General features: G+C 41.0%; 17 protein-coding genes and 1 pseudogene. 4 read left to right on the top strand and 14 right to left on the bottom strand.

Annotation, left to right across the window (positions count from 1 at the left end; all coding sequences use genetic code 11):
- The first annotated feature begins 16 nt into the window (after positions 1-16).
- Positions 17-1531: a tripartite tricarboxylate transporter permease gene (locus P4S58_RS19325; RefSeq protein ID WP_102954257.1), complete on the top strand. Its 1515-nt coding sequence runs from the start codon at positions 17-19 to the stop codon at positions 1529-1531.
- A 246-nt stretch (positions 1532-1777) separates the two neighbouring features.
- A complete protein-coding gene (locus tag P4S58_RS19330) occupies positions 1778-2833 on the top strand; it encodes a 4-oxalomesaconate tautomerase (protein WP_102985800.1) in 1056 nt (351 codons plus the stop codon).
- Positions 2834-2892: 59 nt separating this feature from the next.
- On the opposite strand, the gene P4S58_RS19335 is transcribed toward P4S58_RS19330, so the two are convergent.
- The 3 genes from P4S58_RS19335 to P4S58_RS19345 form a co-directional block, all read right to left on the bottom strand.
- Complete coding sequence (locus P4S58_RS19335) at positions 2893-3591, bottom strand: response regulator (protein WP_102954255.1); 699 nt, start codon at positions 3589-3591, stop codon at positions 2893-2895.
- Positions 3592-3987: 396 nt separating this feature from the next.
- Complete coding sequence (locus tag P4S58_RS19340) at positions 3988-4350, bottom strand: hypothetical protein (RefSeq protein ID WP_102965238.1); 363 nt, start codon at positions 4348-4350, stop codon at positions 3988-3990.
- A gap of 237 nt (positions 4351-4587) precedes the next feature.
- Complete coding sequence (locus P4S58_RS19345; protein WP_337165254.1) at positions 4588-5961, bottom strand: L-cystine transporter; 1374 nt, start codon at positions 5959-5961, stop codon at positions 4588-4590.
- 586 nt (positions 5962-6547) lie between these two features.
- Here P4S58_RS19345 and P4S58_RS19350 point away from each other — a divergent pair.
- Positions 6548-7543 carry a transporter gene (locus tag P4S58_RS19350; RefSeq protein WP_102969648.1) on the top strand — a complete coding sequence of 332 codons (996 nt, stop codon included), beginning with the start codon at positions 6548-6550 and terminating at the stop codon, positions 7541-7543.
- Between the two features lie 37 nt (positions 7544-7580).
- On the opposite strand, the gene P4S58_RS19355 is transcribed toward P4S58_RS19350, so the two are convergent.
- The 4 genes from P4S58_RS19355 to P4S58_RS19370 are packed head-to-tail and all read right to left on the bottom strand — an operon-like array spanning position 7581 to position 9795.
- A complete protein-coding gene (locus tag P4S58_RS19355) occupies positions 7581-8138 on the bottom strand; it encodes a hypothetical protein (protein WP_337165256.1) in 558 nt (185 codons plus the stop codon).
- Positions 8139-8155: 17 nt separating this feature from the next.
- On the bottom strand, positions 8156-8833 hold the full coding sequence (locus P4S58_RS19360) for a C39 family peptidase (RefSeq protein WP_102969646.1): 678 nt from the start codon (positions 8831-8833) through the stop codon (positions 8156-8158).
- Between the two features lies 1 nt (position 8834).
- The gene (locus tag P4S58_RS19365; RefSeq protein ID WP_042485895.1) at positions 8835-9161 is read right to left on the bottom strand and encodes a hypothetical protein; all 327 of its coding nucleotides are present in this window, start codon (positions 9159-9161) and stop codon (positions 8835-8837) included.
- 25 nt (positions 9162-9186) lie between these two features.
- The gene (locus tag P4S58_RS19370) at positions 9187-9795 is read right to left on the bottom strand and encodes a hypothetical protein (protein ID WP_052404598.1); all 609 of its coding nucleotides are present in this window, start codon (positions 9793-9795) and stop codon (positions 9187-9189) included.
- Positions 9796-10282: 487 nt separating this feature from the next.
- Here P4S58_RS19370 and P4S58_RS19375 point away from each other — a divergent pair, with 487 nt between their 5' ends.
- Positions 10283-10903, top strand: coding sequence for a response regulator transcription factor (locus P4S58_RS19375; protein WP_102969645.1), 621 nt, complete (start codon positions 10283-10285; stop codon positions 10901-10903).
- A gap of 83 nt (positions 10904-10986) precedes the next feature.
- Here P4S58_RS19375 and P4S58_RS19380 read toward each other — a convergent pair whose 3' ends face one another.
- From P4S58_RS19380 to P4S58_RS19415, 7 genes and pseudogenes are all read right to left on the bottom strand, one after another.
- A complete protein-coding gene (locus tag P4S58_RS19380; protein ID WP_443089026.1) occupies positions 10987-11988 on the bottom strand; it encodes an HAD family hydrolase in 1002 nt (333 codons plus the stop codon).
- A gap of 103 nt (positions 11989-12091) precedes the next feature.
- A complete protein-coding gene (locus tag P4S58_RS19385) occupies positions 12092-14596 on the bottom strand; it encodes a bifunctional diguanylate cyclase/phosphodiesterase (protein WP_102965236.1) in 2505 nt (834 codons plus the stop codon).
- A gap of 248 nt (positions 14597-14844) precedes the next feature.
- Positions 14845-16101, bottom strand: coding sequence for a hypothetical protein (locus tag P4S58_RS19390; RefSeq protein WP_337165260.1), 1257 nt, complete (start codon positions 16099-16101; stop codon positions 14845-14847).
- Positions 16094-17802 (bottom strand): annotated as a pseudogene (locus tag P4S58_RS19395) (VWA domain-containing protein). The gene P4S58_RS19390 and the pseudogene P4S58_RS19395 overlap by 8 nt, the downstream one beginning before the upstream one ends.
- Complete coding sequence (locus P4S58_RS19405) at positions 17795-18790, bottom strand: VWA domain-containing protein (protein ID WP_337165263.1); 996 nt, start codon at positions 18788-18790, stop codon at positions 17795-17797. Before P4S58_RS19405 ends, P4S58_RS19395 begins: the two are co-directional and overlap by 8 nt.
- A complete protein-coding gene (locus P4S58_RS19410) occupies positions 18783-19310 on the bottom strand; it encodes a DUF4381 domain-containing protein (protein WP_102965233.1) in 528 nt (175 codons plus the stop codon). The genes P4S58_RS19405 and P4S58_RS19410 overlap by 8 nt, the downstream gene beginning before the upstream one ends.
- Complete coding sequence (locus P4S58_RS19415) at positions 19307-20257, bottom strand: DUF58 domain-containing protein (protein WP_102965232.1); 951 nt, start codon at positions 20255-20257, stop codon at positions 19307-19309. The genes P4S58_RS19410 and P4S58_RS19415 overlap by 4 nt, the downstream gene beginning before the upstream one ends.
- Positions 20258-20262: the final 5 nt, after the last annotated feature.

The following is a 20262-nucleotide window of genomic DNA, read 5'->3' on the forward strand; positions in this document are numbered from 1 at the left end:
AATCTGGAGTAAAATAATGGACTTCTCATTATTGTTAGACGCATTACAAGTTATTTTTGTACCTGCGAATTTTATCTTGATCATCGTCGGTATGTTCTTGGGTGTGTGTTTTGGTACACTTCCGGGTATCAGTTCCTCGATGGGTATCGTTCTGATGATCCCATTTACCTATTACATGGGTATCTACCCTTCAATTATTCTGCTTGTTGCTTTGTATGCGGGTTCCGCTTACGGTGGTTCAATCACTGCAATACTATTCAACACACCGGGAACAGCAGAATCGGTAGCGACCACATTTGACGGTTACCCAATGGCACAGCAAGGCAAAGCTGGTAAAGCTCTTGGGCTTGCTATGTCTGGATCTTCATTCGGTGGCATCTTTTCCGTATTAGTAATGCTATTGCTAGCACCCGCACTATCTACCATCGCATTAGAAATCCAAAGTGCTGAATACTTTGCCCTCACTCTTCTTGGTATGGCATGTATCTCTTCTGTTGGTTCAAAAAACCTTGGGAAAGCACTTGCTACAGGCCTTATCGGTATTCTTATCGCTATGGTTGGTATGGATCCGATGACAGGGGTTTCTCGTTTGACATTTGGCCGACTAGAATTCCTCAATGGTATTGAATATATCCCAATCATGATTGGTTCATTCGCCATGGCTGAGGTGTTCAAACAGATCATTGATCGTTCTAGCAACAACAATAATACGACTGGCGATACTGGCAAAGTCTCTCTTGAGAGTATCAGCCTTAAAGAGTTCTGGTCTTACAAGGCTACCGTGCTTAAGTCTGCTATCATCGGCACTGCTGTTGGTATCTTACCTGGTACAGGCGGCTCAATTGCTTCTATCGTTAGTTATGGCGAAGCCGCTCGCTCAAGTAAACATAAAGAGCAGTTTGGTAAAGGCGCTGAAGAAGGCGTATTAGCTCCTGAAACAGCTAACAATGCTGCAGGTGGCGGTGCGATGATTCCGACATTAGTTCTGGGCATCCCTGGTTCACCAACAACCGCAATTATTCTTGCTGCGCTGGTATTGCAAGGTTTACAACCTGGGCCACAGTTGATGACAGAGCAACCTTTGCTGCTCTACTGCATCTTCTTCTCAATGTTGATTGCAAGTATTATTGTTTTCTTTAGTGGCCGTATTGCGGTGAAAGCGTTCGCGGCGGTTCTTAGATTACCGTACGGCTTAATTGCTCCAATGATTGTGATGTTCTCAATTATCGGTGCTTATGCAAGAACCAACGACGTATTCCAAATCTGGATTATGTTAGCGTTTGGTATTTTCGGCTATTTTGTTAAGAAATTTAAGTTCTCTTCTGCTTCTTTAATTTTGGGTATTGTACTTGGCAATATGATGGAAGAAACTTTCCGTCGCCAGCTGCTTATTTCAAATGGTGACTATTTATCTTTCTTCCAACGCCCAATTACCGTTATTATTCTTATTGCGGTAGTAGGTATGATTTTCTGGCCAATGATTAGTTCAAAACTTGCTATAAGAAAGGAAAAGAAAATAGCTTCAGCTTAATTTCGTTAATTAGAATCTAATTCTTATCTTAATAAAAGCCATTACACTTTATGTAATGGCTTTATTTTTATATTTAACCTTAGTTTGAATTGTTAATTAGAAAGCTAATTAACAAAGTAATTTTATCCATTACGTTCATAGTATCTTTTATTTCCAAAGCAACTCGCTTTGATTATCGCAATTCTCTCTCATCATTTATCCGAATATAGCCTGACTGCACACAAACTAACTATTAATGAGGATCTTATGACTGAGCAAAAGCTGCCATGTACTCTAATGAGAGGCGGTACTTCCCGCGGGCCCTATTTCCTTTCTACCGATTTACCACAAAGCCACGATGAAATAGCCAAAATTTTAGTGAATGTAATGGGTTCAGGCCACGAACTCCAAGTAGAAGGTATTGGTGGTGGCAATAGTTTAACCAGTAAAGTAGCTATTGTTGGACCTTCCGACCAACCTGATGTTGATGTTGATTATTTGTTTGCTCAGGTTGGTATAGAAGAGCGTACTGTCGATTTTTCACCTAACTGCGGCAATATTCTCTCTGGTGTTGGCCCTTTTTCAATTGAAAAAGGGCTGGTTAAAGTTCAGGGAGATATGACAACGGTAAAAATCCGCAATGTTAATACCAACAAAATCATTCACGCGAACGTACAAACACCAAACGGAAAAGTAAGCTATAAAGGGGACACCTATATCAGCGGTGTAAATAGCCCAGGTGCGCCAATTGAACTTAACTTTATAGGTGTTGAAGGCGCTAAAACGGGCAAGCTGTTTCCTACAGGGAATACCACCGACCACATTGGCGAATTTAGGATTAGCTGCGTCGATGCAGCCATCCCCGTAATGATCGTTGATGCCGCACAATTTGGTAAAACGGGTTATGAGTCTCCTGCCGAACTGGATGCCGACACAGACTTTACTAATAAACTTGAAGCCCTACGTTGCCAAGCTGGTGAGATGATGGGGCTTGGAGATGTATCAGATAAAGTTATCCCTAAACCTGTATTAATCGCTAAGCCTGCTAGCAGCCGCGGTACAATCTGCGCTAGATATTACGTCCCTAAACGTTGTCACAAAGCGATTGCAGTAACAGGAAGTATTGCTATTACCATGTCACTTTGTCATAAGGGAACGGTGAGTTCTGACTTGCTTAAGCTAGAAGAGAAGCTTGAAGAATGCTGCATTGAACATCCATCTGGCTTTATCGATCTAAAAATTGCCAGAGAAGGCGATAAAGTATCTTCTGTTTCTTTAATCCGAACGGCTAAGAAAATTTTTGAAGGCTACGTATCACTTTAAAATACCATATCCTCAGTTACATACTTCATATCTAATATGTAACTGAGGACATCAACAATTTAACCTTTCTGCTTATTATATACTTTGCGAAATACTCGCTGAGGCCGGCCTACCTTGCCATATTCAATATCTGCAACAAGCTGACCTATATTCGTTGCATATTCTAAATATCTTCTGGCAGTTGTTCTGCTAATCGTCGTTTTCTCACTAATATCTACAGAGGTATAACTTTCACCATCATCGAATGCTTCCAAAACCCTTTGTAGAGTAATTGAATCAATACCTTTTGGTCGTTTAGTCATACTGTCAGAATTGAGGTGAGTATTGTATATACGTTTCACAAACGACTGGTTGATATTCTCACCTTTCTCGATATACACGCTGCGATTAAACTCAAAATAGCGCTCTAATGAATCAGTAACCTGCTCCAAAGAGAATGGTTTTAACAAGTAGTCAAAAGCACCATAGCGGACAGTTGTGACTGCAGTTTGAGAATCATTTGCAGCCGTCACAAAGATAACATCGACTGGATTGTCCTTGGCTCGTAAATATTTTAACAGATCAAGACCCGTACCATCAGGAAGGAAATTGTCTAGAATAATTAACGCAGGTTTAAGATGGTTAATCATCACCTTCGCTTCTGCTATGGTCGGGGCTATACCAATCACTTGGTAAGGATAAAGTCCAGAAATATGCTCGGATAACATACTGGACATTTCTTTAATGTCCTCAACTATTAAGACTGGAATGTTAAACATAGTATGCTCGCTCTAAATACATAAAATTTGTGCACTAAGTTTCATTATTATAATCGTGCTAACAAAATACCTTTTCTACTAATGTGGCTGAGCATGAACACTATACTCAGTTGACTTAACTAAAACGTAGACTTGTGTACGTAATTTTTTGGCCACAATAACCAGTATGGTTTTTATGGTATTAATTATTAGCGGTGAGCCATCACATTTAAACTATAGGGGTGAGGGTGAAAGCAATAATATATGAACTGTTATTGGCGAGAGATGAGATGAGTCAAACTACCAAGTTAAACATTGAGATTGGTTATAAATCGCGACACCAGTCATAGGATTAACGGATCTCTAAACCCCGTTAATCCAACAGATAAGAAATTCCTAACTAAAGTGCCTTTGCAATCAACCGAGCTTGAGATAAATACCCTCTCCTCTAAGCTGTGCTTTGATGTCCAACATCTGAATATGAAGAAGCACTTGCTGAAAAAAGCTTAACATTGCCGATGCGAACATCATCCCCGCTAAATATCCCGCGAGAATATAGTCAGATGGATGGAGCATCATGTTAAAAGAAACACAGAATAAGATAAAACATCCGACCCATATCACTTTTTCACAACCGCTATACAGATAAGTATTGGTCGCAGGATCGTATCTGATTTTTACGCTACCAATCCCGTAGCTAAACTTCGCAGTCAAACTGTACGTGCTGCGCGCATATTCAAGACCATTCATTTCCATAACGCTTTCGACTTTCTCTAGCATTTAACTCGCTCCTTTTTCATCTTCGATTCTGATCATTAGTGGCGAGAACGAATAATAAGCAACTTAATGCATTTGTGTTTCGAGTGATATCACATGGCAGGTATGGCTTATGAGGCAGACTATTTTGAAGTTCTATTCACCCTTTACTAGTAAATAGAATGTGTGGAGGATATTTGAGGCAAAAAAATAAAGGCAGGTTTCATACCTGCCTTTATCGAATAAATAGAACTGATTCGCTTACGCTTTCTGAGTTTGCAGCTCTTCGTCTGAAACTGTTTCACCCAAAATTCGGCTAGTGATCGTTCCTGCTGTCATTGCACCAGAAACGTTTAGCGCCGTACGTGCCATATCAATTAGTGGTTCAATTGAGATAAGCAAAGCAGCAATTGTTACAGGTAAGCCCATTGCTGGTAGAACAATCAATGCTGCGAAAGTCGCTCCACCACCCACACCAGCAATACCAAATGAGCTAATCGTGATCATCGCAACCAGAGAAACAATGAAATGAATGCTTAGTGGGTCAATACCGACACTAGGCGCAACCATCACAGCCAGCATTGCTGGGTAGATACCCGCACAACCGTTCTGACCGATTGTTGCACCGAATGAAGCTGATAGGTTTGCAATCGCTGGCGGTACACGTAATTTCTCGATTTGCGCTTCTACGTTTAGCGGAATCGTTGCCGCAGAGCTACGAGAAGTAAATGCAAACGTCAGTACAGGCAGAATTTTAGTGAAGTATTCTTTCGGGCTTACACCAACAACCGAAACCAACACACCGTGCACCACAAACATCAAAGCGATAGCTACATAAGAAGCCACGATGAAGCTTAGTAGATTCAGAATGTCTGACGCACTAGAAGTCGCAACCACTTTCGCCATCAAAGCAGCAACACCGTATGGAGTTAGAGCCATGATCATTTTCACAAGGCGCATCACTACAAACTGAGCGTTCTCAACAAAGCTACGGATTGAAGAAGCTGATTCTTCTTTCTCAATCATCACTTTACGTGCAGCAATACCGGTAAGAACACCGAAAATAACCACGGCAATGATTGATGTTGAACGAGCCCCCGTTAAATCAGCAAACGGGTTTGTTGGAATAAAGCTGATGAGCATTTGAGGGATAGTCAAATCACTTACGCTAGCAGAGCGGCTTTCTAACACAGCGATACGCGCAGTTTCACGCGCACCTTCTGTTAAACCTTCTGCACTCAGGCCAAAGACATGAGCAATACCAATACCGATAATCGCAGAGATTGCCGTAGTGAAAAGCAGTACGCCAATGGTTAAACCAGAAATTTTGCCCAGTGAGCCACCTTTCTCCAGTTTTACAACCGCAGAAATCATTGAAACAAGCACTAGCGGCATAATGACCATTTTCAGTAAACCGACATAGCCGCTGCCAACCACTTTTACCCAATCTAGAGTCTGGCTAGCAGCAGGGTTGCCTTCACCAAAAATGAGTTGCAGACCAAGGCCAAACAAGCTGCCTGACACTAGGCCTAAAAGAACTAGACGTGAAAGTGAGTGTTTTTTCTGCTGCTGTTTAAACAACAAGAAGAGAATACCGGTAAATACTGCTAAAGCAGCGATAACCGCAACTGACATACTGCATTCCTCAGACGTTGGAAAATGGGTTTTAGATATAATTCTAATAAAGGAGTGTAAAGTAGTTGTTTATCCTGCACTTATCCAATGCACATTTGTTCTTGGATATGCAAAATTGTTCTTAATTGCTCATAACTAACAGCAAACCGTCAGCAGAATCGCTGATTAACGAATCCGTTCAGCCATACTCATAGCTCAAAAAACACGCGTCATGGCAGAAAATCATCCATCATAGAATCGATTAATTAGAAGAAAGCGGCACTCACGAGGCAAAGTTAAAAGGTTAAACTGATATCCAGAAGTTCTGTTATCAGTTCCACTCTCCTTCCAAGTAAATTGAAGAGATAACGTTAATCTAAATATTTTAACAATTAGTATTATGAAAGTAGGACACATAAAAACATCCATAAACTTTACTATTATATTTACAGCTTCATTTAAATTTTACACACAACATCCCACTTACAAAGCAACAAAACTTATAATTCCAACAAGCAATAAAGAACCATATTCCAGTAACCATTAAAAAGATTTTTCTCGACTATTTACCTAAGTTAAATAGAACCTAACTAAATAGAAAAATCACATGCTAATAAAATATAAATCGGTTGCTTTTCTTCCAGTCATATTGAGTCTATTCCAACCCGTATTGGCTGAGGATAAGGACGAGGCGAAACGCCCACAATCCGTCAGTGACATAATTGAAAGACCAGGGGTTTTAACACCGAAAGGGAAATTCGCTGTCGATACTTCGATAAGTTACACGCAAAACTCATCGAATAAAGTTTCCGTCGTTGGTTACACGATTTTACCAACCCTTCTTGTGGGTCGAATAGAGGTTTCCGACTCTGACCGAACAACTATTACCACAGGGCTGACGATGCGCTACGGATTAACCCGGAGTACTGAGTTGGAGCTCCGTCTGCCCTATGTTTACCGCAACGATCAAGTCTCTACCCGGCCAATTCAAGATGGAGCAGAAGCGAATACCATCAATACCACTTTAGACGGTGGAGGGCTTGGGGATATTGAGTTTGCGCTTCGCCAGCAACTCAACTTTAACACCACCCCATATTGGGTGGCGGGTTTCATTGTGAAATCGGATACTGGTAAGTCTCCCTACGATGTTGAGGTGGATTCTAGTACCAATACGTTTTTAGATGTCCCTACCGGATCCGGTTTTTGGAGCGTAGAGCCTTCAATTTCGATGATCTTTCCTTCCGATCCTGCCGTCATCTATTCGAGTCTTAGCTACATTTACAACTTTAAAGACGATGTGGAAATCAGTAATCAGCAGGTCGAAGTTGATTTAGGAGATACCATTTCACTCAGTGGTGGTTTTGGTTTTGCTATTAACCCTGACTTTTCTTTTTCCGTTGGGCTTAGCCATAAAACCATACTTAAAAGCAAAGTTAACGGCGTGGAGAATGATGATGCGAAGTTGCTCCAACTGGACTCGCTTAACTTTGGGATCAACTATGCGATTAGTAAGAAAACATCTCTTGGGATTAGTGCTCAAGCGGGGTTAACTGAAGATACGCCAGACTTTCAGCTTTCAGTAAGAGTACCCGTAACGTTTTAAAATATCCTTTCTACCTAAGTAGAAAGGATATGAGGTTTTAATAGAAGCGAGCCATGACGGCTTCTTCAAGCTGTTTTGCTACCCGAACTTGTTGTAAAGCAGAACCGACTTGTGCGTCCACATCAACAATAGTGCTCAAACCAATCACACTGTTATCCAGCGTATTTTGAACAATATTAGTGATGGAAGAAGCACTAACAACTTCAGGACGGTATGAGGAAGAGATCTCATCGACAGAAATATTATTTCCACCACCATTCTGAATCACATTGACTAGCCCTACCTCTTGCTGGTTTTGCTCACCACTACTCACCGCAAGATTTTTCAAATTCCCATTCTGTATCACTAAATTGGCAATTCTCGAATTGAGCATCACATTCCCATCAATCGCTGTCTTAATGCTCAAACCAATATTCACAATATAGTCATTCTGAAATTTAAACCCACCTCGATAACTGGCTAGTTGTAGGTCATCCAGAGGATTCACATTGCTCACCATTAACAGTGCGTTAGCGTTAATATTTGGGTTCGCCACCACCTCTCCTACCGGAATATTTAAAGCTATCATGACTCCAAATAGGTAACGATATTTCATACATCCCTCCATAGCGTTCAATACTGCCCTACGTTCGGTCGAAGAATACCGAGATTTCCGGAACTGTCTCTCATGATACCTTGCTGAATGGGAGACGTTGCGTACACAGAGAAATCGTTATCCGTAACAAACGTGGTTCTTCCAACTTCAGCGCGGTTACGAATAAGTAAAACAATTCCCTGATAGTGTTCTGCAAATCTTTCGTACTTCATTTTCATGGTCCCTCTCGAAGGATCGCCAAGGATGACGAATCCATCGTTCATTCCTTTAATCACGACAAAATGTAGATAACCATCGAAGTCAACCAGAGTAATCCCTGGTACACCAAGCTCTCGAATCTTGTCTAAATTGAGTTTAAAACCGTCTGATTTAAGACCAACAGATTCCAAGTACTTTTTCATATCAAGCAATGAAAAACCCTGCTGTTCAATGAGTTCTTTATCGCCGCTATCAAACATTTTTTGGAAAATATCTTGTTCTTCAGAAGGCATATCGTAATGAAAGGAAAGTAAGGATGCCAAAGCAGCCGAACCACAACTGAAATCGTATTTTTGGCGTAATACATTACCAAATACAACTTCACTGTAGCTCTTTACTGGCACAAAATATTGGCCACGACTAGGCAGTATATTTAATGAGTATGACGGTGCAGATATGAAAAGCACCGCCACTATTAAAAAACGATAAACGTTCATGTTATTTGAGTGTCAGGTTTACGACCGTTGAGTTTTGTATCAGCACGTTGTTACCACTATTCTGAATAACGCTGTTAATACCGGAACTATTGGCTAATGCGCCTGATGACATAATATTGTTGCCTGTCACAGAGTCATTAACCGTGTTACCTGCATTGACACCATTGAGTTCAGACGATGCCGTTATACTCTCAATGTCGATGTAATATTGACCACCTCGTGAACTCTCCATGACTTCTGTAGACAGTTCTTGTTCAGTCAAATTAATATCATCGGCACTAGCGGATAGCGAAGCCATCGCACTCAAGGCGATTATTGCTAAGCGCATCGCTTTCTCCTGCTTAGATATTAAATTAATCCGTAAACAATGATGCGTTAGTAGTCACCGCTTGTTGTGTCAAAGAGTTTGCACCAGAGTTTTGAGACACAGTGACAATACCCGCTGCACCGCTCATACCATCTAATGAGTTCATATTGTTAACACTGACACCCGCACTTACAAAACCACCGCCATAGCTGACGCCGACACCAGATACATTGCCGCTGAGAGAGGCATTCGCCACCACAACTTCAGAGTCAATGCTCAACTCATAACTTTGCGAGCTGCTGTTATCTGTCCAACTTGCTGAGTTTGAAGAGTTACCGCTGTTATTCACGCTGTTGTCGGTGTTGTTGCTGAGCAGATCGACATCTGTATCATTATCATTGCTGGTTAGCGTGTTGGTTTCTGTATCATTGTTGCTCAATAGGTCAACGTCCGTACTGCTGTTGTTGCTGTTTGTATCGTTAAAGCTATTGTTATCACTCAGATCAGTATTGGTTGTTGTTGTCGTTGTGTCACTCGCATCAACATACGTTGTGTTATTACTCAACACATCATTATTGTCTACTAATGCCCAAGCAGAACCACTAGCCATTAATGAACTGACAGCGATAGCGATACCTGTTTTACATATATTCATAATATCCACTCCATGTGAATTAAATGTATTAATTACTGCTTAAGATGCCGATTGGCAAATTCATTATAGGTAGTATTCCCAATATGGAATTAAGTGAAAAATAATAATCATCAATAAAAAAATAATTAACCAAACGTACAGCAAATAAACTCAATTCAAATCAAACCATTACAAACAATGATTTAACAAGTAGTATGGAAGTATGTTTTTAAAAAATATTTAAACAGACTAAAAAGATACTTTTTAATAACTAATCAATCACAAAAAAAACCAAAATAACTTTAAAAGCTTGATTACAACAATTTCAAGCATTTATTTAATATAACCTTATAAGTAAAAAACTATAAAATAGTACTAAAGTTTATTTATGATTGTCTTTTTAATTATTATCTCCTAAAAATTAGCCAATTGTTCAACTCATTGCTAACCTATTAATCAAACCAAATAAGTAATTATTACCCATACTAACCAACCACTAGGTTTTTCTATGAACATCAAAAACTTGTTGATAATTTCAGAGAACGCCTTACAAAATAACTTAATAAAAAATCAATTGAACAAAATTGAGAATATTAAAATTGAGACAAGTGAAGTATCCGAATTATCGAAGCAGAACAATATCGATTTAGTCATCATTGACTTCAATGCATGCAAAGAACTTGAACAGTCAGAACAACTGCCTGATTTTGATGTACTTAATTTAGGTGTTCTGGTTTTCAATGTTCCCGAACACAAACAAAATGATATGTGTATACGCTGGAAATCGCTCAAAGGGCTACTGCTAGAAGAAGCAAAAATAGAGCACTTACCAGAAAGCGTTGAATGCATTTTAAACGGAGGATTATGGCTTCCTCGCGACTGTTTAGAAAGAATGATCAATATATACCGCATTCCAGGCTGCTCAAGCCATCAATGCTTAGAGCAACTCACTAACAGGGAAAGGCAGATACTGAATTTAATGTCTAACGGCAGCTCAAACAGCGAAATCGCCAAAGCATTGTTTCTGGCTGAAAGTACTGTAAAAACACACATCTACAAGATCTACAAAAAGTTAGATGTGCATAAACGACGAGATGCTGTGAAGCTGATGAAATTGGTACGGGCATAAATAAAATCGGGCATAGATAAAAAGCCGCAATCTATGTGCAAATTGCGGCTTCTTTCAAAACATGTTGCTCTTAACGATTGCGGTTAATTTGGATAGATAGTTTTCCACTCTTTCGCCATATCCACCACAGCCCAGCCTTTTGCTTTCGCTTCATCTAGGCCTTTATCTAAGCGACCGATATGGGATTCGCGATCGTATTTGTATTCGCGTTTCTCGTCCGTGTGATGAATGTACATTGGGAAGCGTAAGCCTTTACCTGCGTACGTCCATTGCAGCATCGCCAAATCACCGTCTGAGTTACCAAACGCAGCGATAGGACGACGACCAATACGCTCGTAAATTTCCAGAGCTTTCATCTCTTTATCGTCGTTCACCAAGATTTCAGGTAAACGTTTGATCTCTGGTACGCCGTTATTCATAACAAACTCAGTTTTAAAGGTTGTGCCTACCACTTGCTCTGGCGGAATACCGTATACAGACTCAACCCACGCTCGCATAAATCCAGTACCACCGCCCGAAACAATGAATGTTTTGAAGTCGTTTGCGCGTAAGTAATCAAGCAGTTCCAACATCGGTTGGAATACCAGTTCAGTGTACTTCTTACCCGTAATTGGGTGCTTCGCTGTCGCAATCCACTCTTTCGCAATCGCATCAAATTCGTCACTGTTCATGCCAGTGTGAGTGACATACAACACCTTCATCAAGTCTTCTGTATGCAGGTTCTTCAAATCACCTTTTAGTACACTGGCAAACGGTTCTTCAGTCTGCCAATTAGGGTGCGAAGGGGCTAATGCTTTAACTCGATCAAGCGCAAACTGGATCTGGAAATACATAGGTTGCTCAGACCACAGTGTTCCATCGTTATCAAATGTGGCAATGCGTTCAGCAACTGGCACAAAGTCTGGAGAGTCCGCATTCGTTACTGACTGAACAAACTTAATGATCGCTGTTTTTGAAGGACCAGAGTTCCATGACGGAAGAGGGTCTTCAGCAGCCCAAGCAAAGTTTAGAGAAGCTAAGCTAAACAAAATTGCTAAGGCATATTTTTTTAAATGAGCCAACTTCACGACGTTCTCCTTGTTCATAATTATTCTTTACTAGCTACTAGTACTTACACGACCAACAAATAACAACATAGCACCAAAAGACACGATACATATACAACCAATTGCTTTTGTTTCTGTCAATTTAATAGTTCCAGCATTCATAAGGTGCAGGCTTACCAAAGAAATACCCCTGCCCAAATTGGCAATCTAAACGGTTTAATAGCTTAGCTTGAGTTTCTGTCTCTATACCTTCCGCAACCACATAGGTATCAATCGTCTTTGAGATATTCAAAATCATTGCCGTTAATGATGAATCAAAATTATCTTCAGTTAAGGTACTGATAAAAGCACGGTCAATTTTCAAACAGTCAAAATCCAGTTCTTGCAAATAGGATAAAGAGCTGTACCCGGTGCCAAAGTCGTCAATTGAAACATGAATTCCCATTGCGATAATTGCTTCTAGGTTACGATTAAAAATACCTTTGTTTTCCGCAAGCCCAGACTCCGTGATCTCCAAAGACAGATTATTGGGATTCACTTGAGTGCTATTCATGATGTCTTGCAAGCTTGTCAAAAACGAAGAGCGAGAAAGCTGTAATACTGAAATATTGACATGCATTTTGAAATCGTCAGTCCATTTACCTTCAGCAATCCCATTCGTTATATCTGAACAAGCCTGAAGTAGGATCAACTCTCCCAATTGGTCAATAAAGCCACTTTCTTCAGCTATAGGAATAAACCTATCCGGCGGCACCATGCCAAGCTTAGGTGAAATCCAGCGCGCAAGAGCCTCTGCACCAACGACTTCGCCAGTTTTCAACTCTACAATAGGTTGGTAAAACGGAGTGAATTCATGATTATCTATTCCATGCTTAATATCAGCACACATCTGAGTTTTGTGCTCAATTTTCTCCAGCATTTCACGACTAAAATGGGAAATTCTACCTTGGCCTTTTTGACCGTCGGACAGTGCAACACTTGCATTTCTCAGACACTGTTCAATTCCTGAATAATCTTGGATATCAGTGACAACACCAACTGAAATTCTAAAAGCGACCTCGACCCCATCAATAATTAAACGTTCTGTTAAAAACTGCTTAATGCTTTTGGCATACGTTTTTGATTGCCTGAAATCCAGTTCTCTTGGAGACAGTAGAGCAAATTTACCTCCATCAATTCTGGCAATCAGGCTGTCTTCTTCAGAAAATTTTGTTAAACGATTTGCCACTTCTTTTAATACTAAATCGCCTTTTTCATAACCGAGGGAGTCATTGATATTTTTGAACGTACTAATACTGAATACTAGTAGAGTTCCTTTTTTGTCTTTGATTTTCTGATAGCTATCAATTAGCCCTGCCTTGCTATATAGCTTTGTTAAATCATCATGAAAGGCCTGATTTTTTAACTTATCTATTGTTCTCTCAATTTTTAACGACATTCTGTTAAAACTGTTTACTAACGTCTGGATTTCCTTGATTTCGCCATCATTTTTGATTTTTCCAATTTTGTGCCCTGAAGCCAGCATGTCAGCAGCTTCAATGGTTAATTCAATCGGGTATATAATTTTGTTTATGTGGTAAGCAACGATCCATAAACCGATAGTGCAGATACTTAAACCTATCAACCAACTTAAGATTCGATTTTCAACCGAAACTTCTAACAATGAGCTTTGCGAAACTGAAACACCGATATACCAACGAAAGTCTTCTGTTCCTTCTGCGGCATAAGGGGTAATGCTGTTGTAAAACCCTTCGTCACCAACATGTGTTTTGTATTTAACTACTTTGTCAAAAGTATGATTTTTAAAATCTGAAATATGTTGCAAACTTTTAATAATAACGGGGTCTAAAGTAATACCACCTCTTGAATAATTCACATTACTTATATTGTCTGAACCACTATTTGAAATCAGCTCACCGTTATCATTGAAAATATAAACCGTCGCATCATATTCACTTTTCAATTTGAGCATGAAGTTTATTAACTGTTCGATATTAATATCTAATGAAACAACGCCATCTATATCACCTGATTTATTATTAATAGGGATAGACGCAGAAATAGTCGAATTCGTTTTATTGTAGACATCAATACTTGTATATAGCGTAGACCAGATTGGATTTTTAGCTTCTAGTACAGAGAGATACCAAGGCCTATTTCTTGGGTCATAGTTGTTCACTGTCATCAATGCATCGCTAGAAACAGAGTCTCCAGAATAGAAAGTTAAACGACCTTTGGTTCGGCTATCTTTTAGTATCAATTGGTTATCGCCATTTTCACCTTTTCTAAAGCCCACATAGTCTGCTGAACTTGAACCAAACCCAACCACTTCAACTTGTGGAAGAAGGTGATAAACATCTGTCACTGTGGAGTGGAGATAGTCTTGGACATTAGAAATGTCATGACCTTTATTATATTCATTGGAAGCGATTACATTGCCAATCACCATACCAAAATGCATCGTTTCTTTAAGGAAGTTATCCAGTTTCGTCTTTATGTTGTTAGTGATAGATAATATTTTCTTCTCACCCAACATTCGACTTTGTTGTTCAAACTTATATATCTGAATCGAAGTTATCCCGATAAACGTTATAAAAAACACGACAATAAACGGAATAAGTATTGCTGACTTTAAGCTTCTTTTCATACAACTTTCTTAACGCATGAAAACATTGTTCATTTTTCACACAAATAAAATATGAGAGACTGATTAGAATTAATAATTACATATTAATCTAGATTCTTATCCATGAATGTAAAAAAATCTAAATTTAGAAAAATGAAGAATTAACCTACATACCATCTCTCTAATATTTATTTCTTATTAATTTTATATATAAAAAATATATACTTCTATCATACCTATTACAGGACGTTAATCTCTTAGAAAATTGTCTATTTCTTAATGCAATCCAACTCCGGTAACGCTTTCGGTATCATTCTTTTGCGTTTAACTTTGCGTTTTACGTTCTGCCATAATGTCGACATAACAACACGGTTAACGCCACCAGCCTGAACTTGCAAAGACTTGGTTTGTAAGTGTTCTGGCATTGTATTGGCAATCTCTAAACTGCCAGACGTCTTGCGTACTTTTCTGTATAGCAAAGCGCGCGCAAGCGGCCACTGTCCTTTAAACACAGATAAGTAATACTTCACCCATGCAGGAGATGGATGCGTACGATAATAACGACGGGCGGCAAGCATGACCATTACCAGCGTAAACAGAACCAAAGCGGCACCAAGAATCATATAACGATAAGCTTTTAGCCATGAGGCTAACGTGTGCTTAACATGCACCTTGTACCCTTTTATCGTAATTTTCTCCAAGCTTTGCTTTTCCGAATTCCACCACCAAATTTCATAGCTCGGCCAAGTAATGTCCCCACCCTGCTGCAAAACATAAGTGAGACTATCTTTACGTTTTGATAAGTAACCATCACGGCTTTGAGTATCCGTTAGTTCGGGTGGATTCGGGTACCCCTGCCATGCGTCATTGACTGAGTTAGTCATTAAATTCGGCAATAACACTGATAGAGAATCTTGCGCCTGAACTTCAATTACGCGAGTGATAGTGTCGCCAACTTTAGGTTCATCTGAAGAAACTTGCCAATCTTGTTTGATCTTAACATCACTGGCGGCAAACCAACTTTGCGTCCCGCCAAGTTCAGCACTCGGAAGTTCCACTCTAAATTGCTGAGGAGTTGTCTCTAAAGTAACTTTTTGCTTGTCGCCGTTAGAACCGGCAACTTGTACCTCAAGAGAGACTGGCGGAACAATAAAGTCGCCACTTTTCTGCGGATACAGAACCACTTCCCACAACTGACGAGACCATGTTTGTCCTTTCTCGCGCTGCGAAGAGTTCACAGCAAAAGGGTTGCGACGTTTGACCAATACATCGGGTATTTCTAACGATGAAATTTTTGTGCCTGCGGTATACCAAGTGTTAGTAGACACTTCGATATTGAGGATGATTTGTTGAGTAGGTGCAAACACTTGCAGTTCATCTGTCGGTTTGCTACCAAGCCAAGTTTTCACTGTCACTTGTGTAGGCTGCGACTCGTCAGCGAATGTCACTCCGCTCAAAATCAGCAACAACACTAATGTCATCGCACGCATAAATTCTGAAATGCGTTGCTGAGTCCACTTAATCATTTCCCGTACCCTCCGCTCTGTTCACTTCAGAACCCGCTTGATTGTACTGAATCTGAAACTTGGACTGTAAGAAGCGGCTTGGATCGGCTTCTACACGCTTCAACCATACTTCTGCAAGCTTTGGGTCACCTAAGATATCGTCTGCGCTGAGCTTTTGCTGAATCATATTTTCCTGCGTAGTATTCTCGTCAGCACCGTCAGCAGTTTGAGGTTGGCCATCAGGCAGTTCAATGGAAACTTCCTGATCCATATCCATGCTGTTAGCCTGAGATTCACTCATGATGTTGATTTCATCAATAATTGCACTGATAGCTTTAAGGTTGTGAGCGATATTCTGTTGCAAAACGCTATCGAGATCGGGCAACTCGTTCAATTGTCTTAACAGAGCACGAGCCGCTACATATTCACGCTGTCTGGCTAGTGCACTAGCCGCGTAATAAAGCCCTTGCGGGGTGTTATCTTGCATAAAGGCAGAATGCGCCAGTTTGAATTCACCCGCGTAGTAGTAAGCAATGCCTTTGTTCAGAGGCTTTTGATAGTGAGCAGCCGCTTGCTTGTAATCGCCACGATTAAACAATCGCTGGGCTTGTTGATCAGGCGTTAGCCATAAATCCATCCACCACTGTTCGGTTTTGTCCCATAACGTCGTTTGCTCTGTGGTAACTGTCGATTCTGTTTTGCTCGATACCATACCAGCAGCGTTCGCAGCATTTGGCATAAGTGAGGGCATACTCACTACCAACACCAAGCTCCACTTCACCAGCCAGCCTTTACGGAACCACAGCAACATCAGCAATACTAGTGGATATAACAGGCGATAACCTTCATCTTGCCATGGCATGGATGAATCACTGTTAATAAGCATAAAGCGCTCTATTTGGCTATTAAGCTGCGTTACATCTGTTTCATCAATGCTCATTTCAATCAACTTACCATTGCTCTTTGCTGCCAGTGTGCGCAAAGATGCCAAATCCATTGGTGAATCAACGGTAACATCTGAGTTACCTATTGCGAGAATGAGTAGCTGATAAGGCTGAGTTTCAAAATAGCGTTCAAATTCGTTGACCGCATTGGCATCAACGCCATCCGTCACTAATAGGATTGAGTTGCCTTTGTTGGCTTCAATCTGCTGTGATAACAAAGGTAACGCTGTTTGAGGAGCCTTCCCCGCAAGTGGCATGATGTCTGGGTTTAACGCCGACAAATATGGAAATATCACCTGATTATCTTTGGTAAGCGGCATCGCCACATGAGAGCTGCCCGCATACACCATCAGTCCTGTCTTACCACCAGCACGCAGCTCGGTTAAATCAGTGATCTTGTGTTTTGCTCGCTCCAACCTGCTCGGTGCCACATCTTTCTGCTGCATGCTTTCGCTATTATCAAGCAGAATCATCAGCGACGCGGAATCTTCACCAAATGGAGAAGCTTGTCTTTGCCATGCTGGGCCAGCACAGATCAGAACAGACAGGACAAGCAACAGCATAAGCATTTTGAGCGGCAATTGATTTGTCCAGCCTGAACGTTGCACGGTTAAGGCATTGCGTAGATGAGGTGGAAAAAAGCAAAGCGATTTTCATCAGAGCTCACCTTCCAACGCAAATAGAAAATCACTGCCAATGGTATCAAGGCCAGTAACCACCAAGGGCGTAAAAAATGAAACTGCAAAAGATATTGCCATTCAAGCTGCCAATCACTCATTTGGCACCTCTCGAATACGTTTGATGGTGAGTGCGCCAAACACCAACAGATGCATAACGAATAAAGCAATAATCAAATAATGATGAAGACTGATTTTAGGGCGGTAGGTTGCCGTGCTATAAGTTTGCGGTTCCAGTTCATCAATCAGCTTATAGGCATCAATTAGTGCTTGTTGATCAATCGCAGTAAACGAGCGTGCTTTGGTCAGAGCGGATACCCGTTCTATCACGTCCATATCCAGCGGTTGCTCACCGACAGTTTCAGGGTCACCCATTGCAATCATGTAGATTTTAATGCCTTTAGCCGCAGCTATTTTGGCTGCATCAATAGGCTCAACGAAACTGCCTGTATCATTGCCGTCAGTCAGTACAATCATTACTTTTTGCTGTTCTGGATCGCGGTTCTGCTCAAACACTTTAATACCAAGCCCCATCGCATCACCAAGGTTAGTGCTCTGTCCTGCCATGGCAACATCGGATTCGTTAAGTAAACTCAGCCACACGGTTCGATCTGCGGTAAATGGCGTTTGTACAAATGCGGAATCGCCAAACAAAATCAAACCAAAACGGTCACCTTCTCGGTTATCCACAAATTCTTTCAATACCTGTTTTGCCGCTTGCAAACGCGTTAAGCTTTTTCCGTCTGTTGTAAAATCTTGTTCTGCCATCGAACCGGACAAGTCGACCACCACCATGACATCACGGCCAAACTCTTCTCTGGTTTGAACTTCTCCCAAAATGCTTGGATGCGCCAAAGCCGTCACAATCAATAACCAAGAAATAAACAGCGTGGCTTTTTGCCACCATTGGGAAGTAAGCAAACCTGCCGCTTCTCTCGGCGATTCATTTAACGCTTCAAGGATCTGAGAAAAGAAAGGCACTTTAATTGCGCTTTCACGGCTGTGATAAGCCGGAACCAACCAGTACACCAGCAAAGGAAGTGGCAACAATAAAAAATACCAAGGGTGCGCAAATTCAATACTACTCATGCTCACCTTCCGGTTTCACTTGATGCGTTTTGAGCCAAACAACTAAGCCACTGCGCAAACGGTCAAAATTCGGCTTTTCCAACTTGGAATTTTCGACACAAGCCAACCATTGAAGACATATATCATCATGTTGAAAAACCGTTTGTGTTCCAGCAGAACTGTGTTTTTCAGACGAGCTATCTGTAGATAAGTAATCCATTTGAGCCAGTAGTTTCACCCCATACAAAGCCGCGTTTCCTTTGTCCAGATACACAATTACAGCTTTCACTATCTTAACCATTTGATAGGGCCAATTGGCGTCATCAGGAGTGAGAGACAAAAGTGCATCTATCGCTTCTTGACGATAACGGTTGTGCCACCAGTGCTTTGCGTAGCGATAGATGCGATAAGCAGCGTACAACGCAATCAAGGTAAAGACGATTTTCCAGCCTATCGTCTGAGGAAACCAACTGAATACTTCCGGCAACTCAACATCGCGAATGTTTCTTAGCATGTAGCTGTCTGGCGGTTTAGGGATCACTTCATCACCTCCAGAAATTTGGCGAGCTCAACAAAGTGATCACCATGAGTACCAATTTCTATACAAGGCAGTTTTTGAGCAGCCATCAGCTTTTTCAGTTGTGCACGTTTTTCTTCATGACGTTGTTGCAAGGTTTCGTAAGCCTTTTCGCTCTGTTTTCCTTGCTCCAAAGCAAACTGATATTCGCCATCTCCGATAACCCAAGGTGAACCCGAGTTATGTGTAGGCATAGACGATTCTAGAGGATCAGAGACAAAGACACTGATTACATCGTTGTGTTGATGCAAATATTGCAGTTGGCGAAGCGTCTGGTCATCGGCATCGGTAAAGTCGCTGATAATGATGAAAGTGGCTGATTTTAATTTTTTCGCCTGTAGCGCTTTGAGCCAGTGGCTCATACCGACAGTGGCAGAGTTTTGCACGTCGACATTAAGCTTATGGTTAGCTTCCACCAGTTCATTCAGACCGAGTAGATACGATTTACCACCTCGTTTTGCTGAACGCCAATGAAATCGTTGATGGTCACAAATGAGAAAACCCACACGGTCATTCTGTGCTAACGCCATCCAACCCATCAGTGCTGCAATTTCAGCTGCCACCACAGACTTCATATGACTTACCGAACCAAAGTACATAGCGCTGCGTTGATCAACACAGAGGATAATTTGACGATCTTTCTCTTCGGTATAACTACGGACGTGCGGTTTTCCCGTTCGTTGGGTCACTTTCCAGTCCATCTGACGAATATCATCACCTTTTTGGTAGTGACGTAACTCTTCAAAATTCAGACCTCGACCGCGAGCATGGGAATGATAGCGCCCTGACATTTGTGCGCGAGAGTAACGAGCACCTAATAAATTAATGCTGGATACGTGGCTTTGCGTACGATTGAGCTGTTTGATGTCAACGTAAATCCGTGGGTCTAAGCGATCTTGCTTATCATCCATATCAA

It is taken from the genome of Vibrio sp. Hal054, from assembly GCF_037162405.1.
Classification (GTDB): Bacteria; Pseudomonadota; Gammaproteobacteria; order Enterobacterales; family Vibrionaceae; genus Vibrio; species Vibrio diazotrophicus.

Bases quoted from the DNA above. Each gene is read 5' to 3' on its own strand.
- P4S58_RS19415 (WP_102965232.1), bottom strand. From the start codon at position 20,257: ATGGATGATAAGCAAGATCGCTTAGACCCACGGATTTACGTTGACATC.
- P4S58_RS19345 (WP_337165254.1), bottom strand. From the start codon at position 5,961: ATGTCAGTTGCGGTTATCGCTGCTTTAGCAGTATTTACCGGTATTCTC.
- P4S58_RS19330 (WP_102985800.1), top strand. From the start codon at position 1,778: ATGACTGAGCAAAAGCTGCCATGTACTCTAATGAGAGGCGGTACTTCC.
- P4S58_RS19390 (WP_337165260.1), bottom strand. From the start codon at position 16,101: ATGATTAAGTGGACTCAGCAACGCATTTCAGAATTTATGCGTGCGATG.
- P4S58_RS19375 (WP_102969645.1), top strand. From the start codon at position 10,283: ATGAACATCAAAAACTTGTTGATAATTTCAGAGAACGCCTTACAAAAT.
- P4S58_RS19385 (WP_102965236.1), bottom strand. From the start codon at position 14,596: ATGAAAAGAAGCTTAAAGTCAGCAATACTTATTCCGTTTATTGTCGTG.
- P4S58_RS19325 (WP_102954257.1), top strand. From the start codon at position 17: ATGGACTTCTCATTATTGTTAGACGCATTACAAGTTATTTTTGTACCT.
- P4S58_RS19340 (WP_102965238.1), bottom strand. From the start codon at position 4,350: ATGCTAGAGAAAGTCGAAAGCGTTATGGAAATGAATGGTCTTGAATAT.
- P4S58_RS19405 (WP_337165263.1), bottom strand. From the start codon at position 18,790: ATGAGTAGTATTGAATTTGCGCACCCTTGGTATTTTTTATTGTTGCCA.
- P4S58_RS19365 (WP_042485895.1), bottom strand. From the start codon at position 9,161: ATGCGCTTAGCAATAATCGCCTTGAGTGCGATGGCTTCGCTATCCGCT.
- P4S58_RS19335 (WP_102954255.1), bottom strand. From the start codon at position 3,591: ATGTTTAACATTCCAGTCTTAATAGTTGAGGACATTAAAGAAATGTCC.
- P4S58_RS19355 (WP_337165256.1), bottom strand. From the start codon at position 8,138: ATGAAATATCGTTACCTATTTGGAGTCATGATAGCTTTAAATATTCCG.
- P4S58_RS19370 (WP_052404598.1), bottom strand. From the start codon at position 9,795: ATGAATATATGTAAAACAGGTATCGCTATCGCTGTCAGTTCATTAATG.
- P4S58_RS19380 (WP_443089026.1), bottom strand. From the start codon at position 11,988: ATGAACAAGGAGAACGTCGTGAAGTTGGCTCATTTAAAAAAATATGCC.
- P4S58_RS19350 (WP_102969648.1), top strand. From the start codon at position 6,548: ATGCTAATAAAATATAAATCGGTTGCTTTTCTTCCAGTCATATTGAGT.
- P4S58_RS19360 (WP_102969646.1), bottom strand. From the start codon at position 8,833: ATGAACGTTTATCGTTTTTTAATAGTGGCGGTGCTTTTCATATCTGCA.